Here is a 12470-nt window from a genome sequence, read left to right as displayed (position 1 = left end):
TTAACTATGAACCTCGAACACATCGTCTTCAGCAAGCAGTTGTACGGCGCGCCGCTCGAAGAGAGCGCCGTAAAACTCGCCGCCGCCGGTTTTACCGGTTTTGAAATCACCGTGCGCTCCGGCGAAAATATTGAACCGGAGTGCGTGGCGGATGAACTGCCGGCGCTCGCCGGAAAACTGAAAAACACCGGCATGAATATCGCTATGATTACCACGCAGATAAATTCGCCGGACGCGCCGTTTGCTGAAAAAATCCTGCGGACTGCGGCATCGCTCGGCATCCGTCAGTATCGTCTTGGCGAATGGAGATATGAGGGCTTCGGCACACTGCGCCGGCAGCGCGACACCGTTAAAGCACAGCTCAGAGACATTGCAGCGATGAACCGTGCTGTTGGAATTCAGGGCGTATTTCAGAATCACAGCCATAAGTTTTTTGGCGCAGTTCCGGCGGATCTCGATTATGCGCTCGGCGATCTCCCGCCGGCGGACATCGGCGTCTATTACGATCCGGTTCACGGTGTGGTTGAAGGCGGCAGTTCCGGCTGGCTGATGGGAGTGGATATTCTCGCTGACCGCATCGCCGCGCTCGGCGTAAAAGATTTTTACTGGTTCAACGATAAAAGCGGCTATGCCGGCGCGCGCCTGCACAGCATGCGCCTCACCAAACTCGGCACCGGCAATGTGCCGTGGGAGGACATCGTGCAAATTCTGCGCCAGATTCAGTTTGACGGACCATGCTCATTCTACGGCAGCGGCCGCGCAAAAAACGGACAGGGCGCCGCGATGTCGCTTGACGAACTGATTCAAATGCTCGCCGGCGAGCGCCGGATATTCATTGAACTTTGCAATGCAGATACAGAATAGGAACTGATGATGAAGGATCGCCGTAATGTTGTTTTACTGCTGCCGGACAATTCGCGCCGGCATGAGGTCTGGACGCCGGAAGCTGCCGCGCGCGCCGAAGAACTCGGGTTTAATGCAACCTTTGCTCCCGAGCCGTTCAGGCCGGAATCGATCCGTGGCGCCGATGCGGTGATTACCAGCTGGGGCTCGCCGAAATTCGACCAAAGCTGGCTGGATGCCGCCGATAAACTGCAAGTCGTCGGTCACGCCGCCGGTTCGGTGCAGCGGATTGTCACGCCGGAATTTTTTGCCGGCGGCATTCCGATTGTCTCAGCAAATTCGGTGATGGCGGAATGCGTTGCGCAGTGGTCGTTGATGATGACGATGATTGCGGCGCGCCGGATGATCACCTATTGCAACTTCGGCGACCACCGGCATTTAGCCTGGAATCCGCCGCTTGCGCCGCTCGGGTTGCACCGCCTTACTGTTGGCATTTGGGGTTACGGCGAAATTGCACGCTATCTCATCCGCATGCTGAAAAATACCGGCGTAAAAAAAATTCTAGTGGCCAGCCGCTATCTTTCCGTGGAAGAGGCGGAAAACGCCGGCGTGGAAAAAGCAGCGCTTGATGATGTACTGAAATGCAGCGACATGGTGCATCTGCTGACCTCGCTGACCGAAAAAACGCTTGGGCGCATTACCGGCGCGATGCTTTCAACGCTGAAAGACGGTGCTTCGTTAATCAACACCGGCCGGGCACATCTGATCGAAAAAGGTGCGCTGATGAACGAGCTTCGTTCCGGTCGCATCTTTGCGTATATGGATGTGTTTTATGATGAACCGCTGCCGGAAGATGATGAACTTCGTACGCTGCCGAATGTGGTGCTTACCCCGCATAACGCCGGTTCCGGCACGCGCGATCTGCTCGCGCTCACCGTGCTCGACGACATCGACCGCAAATTTAAAGGACTGCCGCTGCTGCACGAAATGACGCAGCAGCGCGCATCCGCGATGACCATCGAATATAAAAGCTTAATTACCGGCGTTCCGGCATAGACAGAAAAAGGAGTTATGAATGTCTGATCAGAATACAACCTTGACGAAGAAGATTGAGGATTCTAAAAAAATTATTCTCGAAGCGTATGAGAAATTTCCGCTGGAAAAAATGCGGATTGCCTATACCGGCGGCAAAGACAGTCTGCTGGTTCTCTGGCTGGTTCATGAGGCGATTAAGGGAACCGGGCTGAAAATGCCGCGCTGTTTCTGTATCGACGAAGGCGATATGTTTGATGAAGTCCGCGAATTCATTGAGGAGAGCAAGGCGCGCTACGGCATCACGGTAGACATGATTCACAATGCCGATGTTTCATCGCACGCCGAAGACGGACTCGGTTCAGAAGTCCGCGTTGCGGATTTAAATGAGCGCAATCAGCGCGAAGTAAAACGGCTCGATTACGAAGAGGAAACATTCACGTATGAGCCGGAATCCTACGTCGGCAATCATTTGATGAAAACTGTGACCTGCATGGTGTATCTGGAAGATAACGAAATCGATGCGTTTTTTGAAGGTATCCGCTGGGATGAGCAGGGCGCGCGCGCCAATGAAATCTATTTCAGCCCGCGTCCGGCAACGGAATTCAACCGCGAGCATACGCGGATTAATCCGATTCTGCATTTTACCGAACGCGATGTATGGGATGCGCTGCGTGAAAACAATGTGCCGTTCTGTAAACTGTATGCTGACGGGTACCGTTCACTCGGTGCACGCGTGACGACGAAAAAAATTACTGAAACACCGGCGTGGGAACAGGATCTGGAAAATACCACCGAGCGCGGCGGGCGCCGGCAGGATAAAGAAAACCTGATGGAAAAGCTGCGCAAGCTCGGATACATGTAAAAGGATTTTTGCAATGGATGACCGTCAAGGAATGCTGGAATTCACGTGCAGCGTGGAACGTCTGCCGAACGGAAATACGCTGATTGCCGACGCCGGCGCGGAGAGCGGCAGCGGCAGCGAAATTATTGAAGTAAATCCCGCCGGCAACGTCGTCTGGCGTTCCGCTCACGGTTACCGTTTCGCGCATACCGCGCGCCGTCTGCCAAACGGCAATACAGTGATTGCCGACACAAGCAACAACCGTATTCTTGAAGTTAATCCGGCGGATGAAATTGTTTGGTCGTCCGACGACTGGACCGGCGGCACCGGAAAAATGTCAAACGGCAGTCCGCTTCATTATCCCAACAACATTTGCATGATGGATGCCGGAAAAATGCTGGTGACAAATCGCAACTCGAACGGTTTTGTCATTGTTGATTGCGCCGGAAATATTTCATTAGAGTCACAGGGCGAATTGAATCATCCGCATAACTGCGAACCGCTGCCGGATGGAAATTTTATTGTGGCGGACAGCGATGAAGACCGCGTACGCATGATCAGCGCCGCCGGCGAAACGCTGTGGGAATATGCCGCCGGATTACGCTGGCCGCGCGATGCAAACCTGCTTGAAAACGGTAATGTTCTGATTGCTGATTCAAAAAACAGCCGCGTGCTTGAAGTGACGCGTGCCGGTGAAACCGTTTGGGAATATCAGCTGCCGTATTTCGCAAATATTTATGAAGTGCAGCGCCTGCCGAACGGCAACACGCTTTTTTCAGATCAGCAGCATCAACGTGTGGTTGAGGTGAATCCCGCCGGCGATGAAGTCTGGCAGTTCCGTAATTACCGGCGCGAAAAACCGGTGTATGAAAAAGTGACGAACGGCTTTTTTAAACAGCGTGATGAAAACGGATTTCCGGCGGACTGGACGCTGGCGACGCGCCTCTCCGAAGGCGGCGGAAAAATGATTTGGGGCGAAAGTGCTTACGGGAAACCGGTGCCGGGACTGGAATATGACCGCGCCGGTGCGCTGTGCTGTCAGCAGTCTGTGAAGGTTGACGCCGGACAGAGTTATCGTGTCGGCTGCCGGCTGAAAACCGAGGGGATCAATTCCGGCATGGGTTGCATTCAGGTTGCCTTCAAAGATGAATTCGACGGACTGCTCGGCGATGTAACGCAGGCACCGAAGGGCGAACTTTTTGCCGGCGATACCGACTGGACACAGGATTCATTTGAAATCACCGTGCCGGAAAGTGCTGCGTTTGCCGACATTCGCATCTTCATTAACGGCGCCGGGAAAATTTTCTTCAACGAAATCCGCATGACGCCGGTTGTATAAAACAAAATGGAGGGTGTTATGAAAAAGCCAAATCTCATTTTTATCATGCCCGATCAGTTCCGCGCCGATTTTTTGCCGGTATACGGCTGCCATGCAATCGCTACGCCGCATCTCAATGAGCTTGCGGCACAGTCCACCCACTGTTTATGATCGGGCGTATTCCAGTGCGCCGATCTGTGTTCCGGCGCGTGCGGCGCTGCTGACGGGATTAACGCCGCTGCGCAGCGGCGTTCTTTCCAACCATCAGTGGCTGCGTCCGGACTTGAAAATGATGGGCATGAAAACGTGGCCGGATGTTTTGCGCGATATCGGCTACCGCACCGCCGCCGTCGGCAAAATGCATTTTCATCCGTTCGCATTGATGGTCGGATTTCCGGGGTCGCAAGAATACTGCCGGAATTTTTTAGAAACACATATGCGCGCATGGCACGCGCTTGATTATACAACCTTTACTGAAGAAGAACGCAAAAATATTCGCGTACAATATGCAGGCAATGTGAAACAGCTCGACGACGAAATCGGACGCATTATTCGTGCATGCAAAGAAAAAGGAATCTGGGATAACACACTTATTATTGTCAGCAGCGATCACGGCGATCATGTCGGCGATCGGGAAATGGTCGGCAAAAGCGATTATTTCGAGGAATCCATTCGCGTGCCGCTGATTTTCAAAGCGCCGGCGCAAACAGAAGGACGACGTCTAAATTCTCTCGTTGAGCTTCAGCAGATTCCGCCGACGCTGATAAAATATGCCGGCGCTGAAATTCCGGCGTGGTGGGACTATGAGCCGCTTTACGAAGATGAGCGCGAAGACGCGTTCAGTTACGGTGTCATTTCCAACTGCTGCATGGTGCGCAAAGGCCCGTGGAAACTTGTTGATTACGACGCAGGTTTCAGCGAGCTGTATCACCTTGATTCCGACCCGCAGGAACTGAACAACCGGATTGACGATCCGGAGTGTCAGCACATCCGCATTGAATACGGCGAAGCGCTGCGCAAGTGGATTCATAAACAATCGTTCCGCGCGCACGAAGACAAATTTCTTATGGCAGATGGAGGACTCAGCGAAGATTTCTCTTTTGCCCGGCGCGGCTGGGTATGGGACTATCCGGATCCGGCATTCAAAGGCTTGTTATAATTTGAAAAATCGTTATATAAGGTAGAAAGGAGAGTTTTATGAGAGCCATTATGGTAATGTTTGATTCGCTGAACCGGCATATGCTGCCGCCGTACGGCTGCGATTGGGTTCACGCGCCGAATTTTCAACGCCTGGCGGAACGGACAGTTGCGTTTGAAACCAGTTTTGTCGGTTCCATGCCGTGCATGCCGGCGCGGCGGGAAATTCACACGGGGCGTTATAATTTTCTGCACCGGAGCTGGGGTCCGCTCGAGCCGTTCGACGATTCGATGCCGGAAATTCTGAAACGCGCCGGAATTTATTCACATCTGTGCAGCGATCATGCTCACTACTGGGAAGAAGGCGGCGCAAACTATCATACCAAATACAGCACGTGGGAAATTGCGCGCGGACAGGAGGGCGATCCATGGATTGCCGACCTTTCCGGTGCAGTAAAACCGCCGGAAAATCTCCATCCGAATCAGGGGGTTGAACTTGGCAGTCCAAAAGAACACGTCGCTCAGGATTGGATCAACCGTCAATTTATCAACAACCGTGAAGAGTATTATCCGCAGAATGTGGTATTTCATCAGGGATTGCGTTTTCTTGAAACCAACCGGGAGGCGGATAACTGGTTTTTGCAGATTGAAACATTCGATCCGCACGAGCCCTATCAGGTTCCGGAACGCTTTAAAAAACTGTACGACGACGACTACACCGGCCCGTTTTACGACTGGCCGCCGTACGCGCCGGCAACAGAAGACGAGGAGACCATCCGGCACATGCGGAAAACAAATGCTGCGCTCATCAGCATGTGCGATGAGTCCCTCGGCCGTGTTCTCGACTTTATGGACACGCACGATATGTGGAACGACACCATGCTGATTGTGAATACCGATCACGGCTTCCTGCTCGGTGAACATGACTGCTGGGCAAAATGCTGGGCGCCGTTCTATAATGAAATCGCCCGGACGCCGCTGTTTATCTGGGATCCGCGTTCCGGAATTTCCGGCGAACGGCGTACATCGCTTGTACAAACCATTGATCTTGCGCCGACGCTGCTCGACTTTTTCAATCTGCCGGTGCCGCCGGACATGCAGGGCAGGCCGCTTCGCGGCGTGATTGAAAACGATACGCCGGTACGTGAAGCCGGACTCTTCGGGATGAACGGCGGACACATTAATGTCACCGACGGCCGCTATGTTTATATGCGCGCGCCGGAAGCAGGCAAACCGAATGCACCGATTTGTCAATACACATTGATGCCGGCACACATGCGCGAACCGTTCACACTGGAAGAATTGCGTACCGCCGAAATGGCACCGCCGCTCAGTTTCAGCAAAGAGTGTCCCGTCATGAAAATATCCAGCGACCGCTGGAAATGCCGGCACAACTTCCGCACCATGCTCTTTGATATTAAAGCCGACCCGCAGCAGCAGCATGAACTCAATGATCCAGCTCTCGAGCAGCGTATGATTGATCTGCTGATTCAGTGTATGCAGTCAAGCGCCGCTCCGCCGGAACAGTATCTGCGGATGGGGCTGGAGTAGAGTGGATTATAGGGAATCGCAGTCACATTTTAGACAGGGCCGCGTAGACGGAATTGTCTGCGTCACGGTAAAAGGCCGGCTAAAAGTTAGGCCGGGACAGCTGAGTTTGATCTGACGTGCTGCCTGAAATTACAGGCCGGGCGGCCTCACGCGGCGCGCCGGTTGAGTCAACCGGCGTACTGATTCAAAATATAATCATTGAATATTTGAATGAGCCCCTGCCGCGCGAGTGCAGTGCGATAGAGTTTCGGCGAGTGATCGGGTCCGAAAAGTGTATAGGCGGTTTCGCGAATGATGCTGTTCGCCGGTTCCGCCGGAAGTGTGTTGAGCGCAGTGGAATCACCTTTAGCTAGCCGGAACGGGATGATGACGTTGAGCTCGATAGCATTTAACCGGCTTTCCCCGACGAGTTCCGCAGAAGCTTCTCTGCCGGTCCAGCCAATATGATTGGTCCAGAAATTGTTTTTAAACTGCAGAAAATGTGATGAGGGTACTGCAATCATATTTTTAAAAATTCCGCCGGCGACCCATTGTGCGAGTGCACACAGCCGCCGGACGGGATGATTGAGCGGACGGACACCGGCAAGCCGCCAGTCGGTTTTTTTCAGTGGTATCACATCTTCCCACCGGTGTTCTTCGCGCCACCATTTATCCCAGAGGCGGCGCAGCTCTTTTTTTGCTTCGTCCGTCCAGCTGGCGGCGGGCTGTTTGGGCAGCAGGCCGGAAACTCCAAGCAGAACGGCATAAATTTTTTCCCAGTCGCCGGATGTTTTTTCAATTAAGGTGTTCACCGGCAGCCGGCGCGCAAGCTGTTTGAACGGCGCTTTATTGTGTTTGTAGCCAAGTGCGCCGGCAACTTCTTCGTAGAGTGCCTGCGCCTCACCGTGTTCTGCAATCTGCCGCGCGATGTGCCGTGTTTTATTTTTCAACCGTTCAACGCCGGCGCTTTCAAGGATTTCGATAATTTCATCCGGTGTGCCGCCGAATTCGGGAAGCCGGCCCCGCAGGTTCGGTTGGAGATAAGGATACGCCGCTGTATCAATACTATTGAGATCCACCGTGCATTGTCCGGCGAGCGCAATATGAACTGTATCCGCCGGAAACAGTGTTTCGTCCGCTGCACCGGCAAACCAGGTGATGTGAAAGCGGACGTTTGAATAACGCAGATCATCTGCATGTCCGTGATGTTTCCAGCCGGACGGATGAACGTGGATTTCAACATCGCCGGAAATCCGGCGCTGTGAACGTCCAATTAAAAGCACCGCGCCGGTGAAGTCGGGGCCGGCTTCCAGATTCCACCGGCCGGCATTTTCAACAGTGACGATTTCTCCGCGCGTCGTTTTCAGTTCCGGCGGACGCAGTTGTTTATCGAACCACAGCGCCTGCAAATGACGTTCAGTATAAGGAAACCGGCGCGCCGGCGTTTCGCAAAGTTCGTTGTTTTGAAAAAGACTTTTATATTTTGCGGCGCGAAAAAAGAGATGTTCCGGAATGGAAGGCGCACTATACATTGAATTTATTCCTGGCCGGCGTTTGGGAAATCAAAATGACGCTCAAAAAGCTCTTTGAATTTTGCGGCGGTTGCAGCCTCATCCTCGCCGGAGACCTGAATGGTTACCGGTGTGCCGTGATCGAGACCAAGCATCATCAGTTCAAGTGCGGAGCCGAGATTGCACGAGCCGGACGGCGCACTGATTTTAATTTTGCCGGAATATTCAACCGCCGCCTGTGTAATCACCGCCGTCGGACGGCAGTGAATTCCGGCTTCGTTCTGAATGACTGCCTTTATCTCAACCATGCGCAAAGTATGCCCGCCGCCGGAATTTTTGCCAGCCTTCAAATTGAATAATTTGCAACCGCCGGCAAAAGTAAATATGTTAGCTCTTTGCCGCATGGCGGCCTTTTGCTAAAATTACATTCAGTTCAAGTCCGAAGGCAGAATGATGATGGAAATTTTAAAAATCTTGTTTTTAATCAGTTGCGGATTTTGTTTGCTTGCCTGCAAACCGGCGGTGGAAACGAGTCTGTTTTCCGGCGAACATGCACTGGCTGAAACAGCGGCGCTGGTGAAGATTGTGCCGCGCGAGTCGGGTACCGGCGGTGCGCGGCGTGCAGCGGTGCATCTGGAAACGCGCATGCAAGAAATCGGCGTTCCGGCGGTGATCGATACGTTTAAGGATCAGACGCCGGCCGGCGAAATGTATTTCCATAATGTGGTGGGCCGGCTGCCGGGAAAAACATCACGGCTGATTGTGATCGGCTCGCACTTTGACACAAAAAGCGGCATTGCACCGGATTTTCAGGGCGCGAACGATTCCGGATCCAGCTCCGGCGTGCTGCTTGAAATGATTCGCGTTTTAAAATCGCGCGCACCGTATGAAACGGAATTTATGTTTGCATTTTTTGACGGCGAGGAATGTCTCAAGCAGTACAACATGATGACCGACGGACTGCACGGCAGCCGGCGCCTGGCAAAAGAAGTGTATACCGCCGGCGGTGCGCAGTTTGTTGAGGCAGTCATTATTCTTGATATGATCGGCGACAAAAATCTGAATGTTACCATACCGCGCAACAGTTCGCGCAAGCTGACAAAAGAGCTGTTTGCCGCTGCCGATGAGCTCGGACACCGTGCAAAATTCGGACTCGCGCGCGGCGATATCATTGACGATCACGTTCCGTTCCTCGCGCTTGGAATGCCGGTGATTAATCTGATCGATTTTGAATACGGCTCTGCGCCCGGACTCAACGATTACTGGCATACGCCGGAAGATACGATGGATAAACTCTCTGTCGAAAGCCTGCAGATCATCGGTGACACCGTTTTGCGGATGATCGAACGGCTGCAATAGGTACCGCCGGCGCCGGCATTCAGGATGGAGTGTGCTTATGCAAAAGCTGTTCCTGATGCCGGTTTGTTTCCTGCCTCTATTAAATAACGCCGGTTATTTTCCGGCGCGGCGCATGCGAAAAAAATCCTGCAGCAGGGACCGGCATTCGCCGGCGAGCACGCCGGTTTCAATTTCAACGCGATGATTCAAATCGGCGTGATCCAGAATTTCAAATTTAGAGCGTGCCCCCCCGCGCTTCGGGTCGTCCACGCCCCACACCACTTTTTTGATGCGCGCAAGCACGATTGCGCCGGCGCACATCGGGCAGGGCTCTTTCGTTACGTATAAAACCGAATCAGTGAGCCGCCAGTTTTCAACGGCGGCGGCGGCCTGCGTAATGGCGAGAATTTCGGCGTGTGCAGTCGGGTCTTTCAACAGTTCGGTCTGGTTATGCGCTTTGCCGAGAATTTCACCGTTGCGCACAATCAGCGCGCCGCATGGCACTTCGCCGGCTTCCGCGGCACGTTCCGCTTCGCGCAGCGCCATGCGCATGTAAATGGTGTTTTCAGAGAGAGAGTCCATAATTTGGAAGCCTAAAGTCTAAGGGCTAAAGTCTAAAGCCTAAAAGACGGGATGCATGGGATTTATGTGAATTATGAACGCCGAACCCTGAACCTTGAACTTTCTGACATATTTAATTTGTGACCCGCCGGTCAGTTTTGTAGGCTCTGCCGCCATATGATACAACCGGGGCTCAGTAAAAAAGATCTGCGGCGCAAAGCAATTTTGCGCGCGGCGGCTGAGGTATCGAAAGACCGGCGTTATGACGAGGTGAAGCTGGAGGAGATTGCGGCGCAGGCCGGTGTCGGTAAAGGCACGCTCTATCTGTATTTTAAGGACAAAGAGGATTTGTTTGTTGCACTGATCGGCGAAGGAACGCGCGAAGTTGCGGCGCGGATTCGCGAAATTGCGGATTCACCCGGTGATTACCGCGCGCGGTTTTTGCAGTATGTTAAGGAAATGTCGCAGTTTGCCCGGCGCCGGTTCGGTCTGATTCGCTTAATGCAGCAGTCGTCAAAAAATTCCATTGAAAAAAAGGCGGAGCCGTATTTCCGCGAGAGCGAAGCGGCGGTGTTTTACCTGCTTAAAAAGGGTGTCGCGGAAGGCGCGCTGCGTGATGATATTCCCCTGGCGGAACTGCATTGCCTGCTGGTCGGTCCGCTGTTTTTCAGAAATCGCGTGCGGGAGCTGCGCGGGCGCAGAGTGGATCTGGATTCGCTGGTTGAAAATATCTGGTCGGTCATCACGCATAAAAAGGCGGGAAGTTATCAGCCACGAAAAACACGGAAAGGCACAAAAGGGTTAACCGCAAAAGAACGCGAAAAAAGATCAGCCGGATCAGTCTGATCTGACCGATTATTTAAAATAATGCAGTTTTGAGATGATGAAAAAGTTTGTGACTAAAAAATATTCTGCCGGCGCGGTGCTGCTTCTGCTCTGCACATCGTGCGCGCTGTTGCCAAAAAAAGAACGCGCCGCACCGGACGATCTGCCGGATGCCTGGCGTGCGGAGTCCGCCGGAATTGCCACGACCAACGAATGGTGGAAGGCGTTCGGTGATGAGCAGCTGAACCGTTTAATGGAACGTGCGCTGGGAAACAACCTGACTATTGAACAGGCGGCGGCGCGGTTGCGGCAGGCGGAAGCGGCGGCGGTTAAATCCGGTGCGGCGCGATTTCCATCGGCTGATGGATCGGCCAGGGCGGGCTCGGAGTACAGGCATACCGACCGCGCCGGAACGGTGACAACGGATGACTATCAGCTCGGTCTCTCCGCGAGTTACGAAGTGGATTTATGGGGGCGCGTGGCATCGACGCGGCGTGCGGCGCTGTACGATCTAAAAGCGAGCCGGTTTGATCTGGAAACGGCGGCGATGACAATTGCGGCGCAGACTGCCGGAACCTATTTTGAATGGCAGTATCTGCAGTGCCGGCTCGCCGTGCTGAAAGAGCAGTTGAAAACAAACCGGCAAATGCTTTCGGTGGTGGAAAAGCGGTTTGAAACATCGCAGTCGAGTTCGCTGGATATTTTTCAGCAGCGCCGGCAGGTTTTTTCGGCGGCGGCGGCGCTTCAGCCGGTCAAAGCGGCGCTGAGCGCCGCCGGAAATGCGCTCGCGGTTTTAATCGGTGAAATGCCGCAGACGGAGTTGAATTTAACGGTGCTGCCGCTGCCGGCAATTCCGGCATGGCCGGATGCCGGGATTCCGGCGGTACTGCTGGAACGCCGGCCGGACCTGCAGGCGAAATGGGCGCTGCTGGAGTCGGCGGATCATACGGTGCGCGCGGCGCGCGCAGACCGTCTGCCGGCAATTACGCTGACGGCATCGGCGTCCTATCGCGATGATTCGATGAACGGTCTGTTTGATAACTGGGTGAAAAATCTTGCCGCCGGTGTAACGGCGCCGCTGATCGACGGCGGGCGCCGGCGCGCCGAAGTCCGGCGCGTAAAAGCGGTGGTGGATGAGCGCGCGGCGGCGTATCGTGCAGCGGTTTTATCGGCCTTCGGCGAAGTGGAAAACGCATTGACAGCGGAAAAATATCAGCAGGAGTATGTCGCAAAAATCCGGCGGCAGTACGGTGCGGCGGAGTCGGCGGCGGAAGAGGCATACCGGCGCTACACGCGCGGACTGGAGAGTTATTTTGATGCGCTGACCATGGAAACAATCCGGCAGAATCTGGAGGTGACTGTGCTGGCGGCGGAATATGAACTGCTGACAGACCGCATTCAGCTGTATCGTGTGCTCGGCGGCGATTGGGGGGAAATTTTGAAAGGGATTAGGGAATAGGCATTAGGCACCAGTTTGAAAACCTAATGTCTGGTGCCTATTGCCTCGTGCCAAATAGTTTTTAAGGAGAAA

The 12470-nt window shown here is 53.8% G+C and carries 13 protein-coding genes; 10 read left to right on the top strand and 3 right to left on the bottom strand.

Annotation, left to right across the window (positions count from 1 at the left end; translation table 11 throughout):
- The first annotated feature begins 6 nt into the window (after window positions 1-6).
- From WC959_00175 to WC959_00145, 7 genes are read left to right on the top strand one after another with little or no spacing between them, the layout of a single operon-like run.
- Entirely contained in the window at window positions 7-864 is an 858-nt protein-coding gene (locus WC959_00175; GenBank protein MFA5687562.1) for a TIM barrel protein, read from the top strand.
- 6 nt (window positions 865-870) lie between these two features.
- Window positions 871-1899, top strand: coding sequence for a hydroxyacid dehydrogenase (locus WC959_00170; protein MFA5687561.1), 1029 nt, complete (start codon window positions 871-873; stop codon window positions 1897-1899).
- Between the two features lie 19 nt (window positions 1900-1918).
- Window positions 1919-2740, top strand: a complete 822-nt coding sequence (locus tag WC959_00165; GenBank protein MFA5687560.1) for a phosphoadenosine phosphosulfate reductase family protein — start codon at window positions 1919-1921, stop codon at window positions 2738-2740.
- A 13-nt stretch (window positions 2741-2753) separates the two neighbouring features.
- The gene (locus WC959_00160) at window positions 2754-4058 is read left to right on the top strand and encodes a PQQ-binding-like beta-propeller repeat protein (GenBank protein MFA5687559.1); all 1305 of its coding nucleotides are present in this window, start codon (window positions 2754-2756) and stop codon (window positions 4056-4058) included.
- A gap of 18 nt (window positions 4059-4076) precedes the next feature.
- Complete coding sequence (locus WC959_00155; protein MFA5687558.1) at window positions 4077-4208, top strand: hypothetical protein; 132 nt, start codon at window positions 4077-4079, stop codon at window positions 4206-4208.
- Window positions 4174-5196: a sulfatase-like hydrolase/transferase gene (locus tag WC959_00150; GenBank protein ID MFA5687557.1), complete on the top strand. Its 1023-nt coding sequence runs from the start codon at window positions 4174-4176 to the stop codon at window positions 5194-5196. Before WC959_00155 ends, WC959_00150 begins: the two co-directional genes overlap by 35 nt.
- A gap of 38 nt (window positions 5197-5234) precedes the next feature.
- Window positions 5235-6725, top strand: coding sequence for a sulfatase (locus tag WC959_00145; protein MFA5687556.1), 1491 nt, complete (start codon window positions 5235-5237; stop codon window positions 6723-6725).
- Between the two features lie 167 nt (window positions 6726-6892).
- Here the strand turns inward: WC959_00145 and WC959_00140 are convergent, their stop codons facing one another.
- Window positions 6893-8236 carry a DUF2851 family protein gene (locus WC959_00140; GenBank protein MFA5687555.1) on the bottom strand — a complete coding sequence of 448 codons (1344 nt, stop codon included), beginning with the start codon at window positions 8234-8236 and terminating at the stop codon, window positions 6893-6895.
- A gap of 5 nt (window positions 8237-8241) precedes the next feature.
- Window positions 8242-8523 carry an HPr family phosphocarrier protein gene (locus tag WC959_00135; protein MFA5687554.1) on the bottom strand — a complete coding sequence of 94 codons (282 nt, stop codon included), beginning with the start codon at window positions 8521-8523 and terminating at the stop codon, window positions 8242-8244.
- A 142-nt stretch (window positions 8524-8665) separates the two neighbouring features.
- On the opposite strand from WC959_00135, the gene WC959_00130 reads away from it, so the two are divergent.
- A complete protein-coding gene (locus WC959_00130) occupies window positions 8666-9574 on the top strand; it encodes a M28 family peptidase (protein ID MFA5687553.1) in 909 nt (302 codons plus the stop codon).
- Between the two features lie 93 nt (window positions 9575-9667).
- Here WC959_00130 and tadA read toward each other — a convergent pair whose 3' ends face one another.
- Complete coding sequence (gene tadA / locus WC959_00125) at window positions 9668-10135, bottom strand: tRNA adenosine(34) deaminase TadA (protein MFA5687552.1); 468 nt, start codon at window positions 10133-10135, stop codon at window positions 9668-9670.
- A gap of 156 nt (window positions 10136-10291) precedes the next feature.
- Between tadA and WC959_00120 the strand changes: the two genes are divergently transcribed.
- Window positions 10292-10960: a TetR/AcrR family transcriptional regulator gene (locus WC959_00120; protein MFA5687551.1), complete on the top strand. Its 669-nt coding sequence runs from the start codon at window positions 10292-10294 to the stop codon at window positions 10958-10960.
- Window positions 10961-10994: 34 nt separating this feature from the next.
- On the top strand, window positions 10995-12398 hold the full coding sequence (locus WC959_00115; protein ID MFA5687550.1) for a TolC family protein: 1404 nt from the start codon (window positions 10995-10997) through the stop codon (window positions 12396-12398).
- The last annotated feature ends 72 nt before the right edge of the window (window positions 12399-12470 follow it).

It is taken from the genome of Kiritimatiellales bacterium (genome assembly GCA_041656295.1).
Classification (GTDB): domain Bacteria; phylum Verrucomicrobiota; class Kiritimatiellia; order Kiritimatiellales; family Tichowtungiaceae; genus Tichowtungia.
This window is presented reverse-complemented; position numbering and strand designations above follow the sequence as displayed.

What these genes read in the sequence shown, in the direction of transcription:
- WC959_00165 (MFA5687560.1), top strand. Translation starts at nt 1,919, where the DNA reads ATGTCTGATCAGAATACAACCTTGACGAAGAAGATTGAGGATTCTAAA.
- WC959_00170 (MFA5687561.1), top strand. Translation starts at nt 871, where the DNA reads ATGATGAAGGATCGCCGTAATGTTGTTTTACTGCTGCCGGACAATTCG.
- WC959_00175 (MFA5687562.1), top strand. Translation starts at nt 7, where the DNA reads ATGAACCTCGAACACATCGTCTTCAGCAAGCAGTTGTACGGCGCGCCG.
- WC959_00130 (MFA5687553.1), top strand. Translation starts at nt 8,666, where the DNA reads ATGATGATGGAAATTTTAAAAATCTTGTTTTTAATCAGTTGCGGATTT.
- WC959_00155 (MFA5687558.1), top strand. Translation starts at nt 4,077, where the DNA reads ATGAAAAAGCCAAATCTCATTTTTATCATGCCCGATCAGTTCCGCGCC.
- tadA (MFA5687552.1), bottom strand. Translation starts at nt 10,135, where the DNA reads ATGGACTCTCTCTCTGAAAACACCATTTACATGCGCATGGCGCTGCGC.
- WC959_00160 (MFA5687559.1), top strand. Translation starts at nt 2,754, where the DNA reads ATGGATGACCGTCAAGGAATGCTGGAATTCACGTGCAGCGTGGAACGT.
- WC959_00150 (MFA5687557.1), top strand. Translation starts at nt 4,174, where the DNA reads ATGAGCTTGCGGCACAGTCCACCCACTGTTTATGATCGGGCGTATTCC.
- WC959_00120 (MFA5687551.1), top strand. Translation starts at nt 10,292, where the DNA reads ATGATACAACCGGGGCTCAGTAAAAAAGATCTGCGGCGCAAAGCAATT.
- WC959_00145 (MFA5687556.1), top strand. Translation starts at nt 5,235, where the DNA reads ATGAGAGCCATTATGGTAATGTTTGATTCGCTGAACCGGCATATGCTG.
- WC959_00140 (MFA5687555.1), bottom strand. Translation starts at nt 8,236, where the DNA reads ATGTATAGTGCGCCTTCCATTCCGGAACATCTCTTTTTTCGCGCCGCA.
- WC959_00115 (MFA5687550.1), top strand. Translation starts at nt 10,995, where the DNA reads ATGATGAAAAAGTTTGTGACTAAAAAATATTCTGCCGGCGCGGTGCTG.
- WC959_00135 (MFA5687554.1), bottom strand. Translation starts at nt 8,523, where the DNA reads ATGGTTGAGATAAAGGCAGTCATTCAGAACGAAGCCGGAATTCACTGC.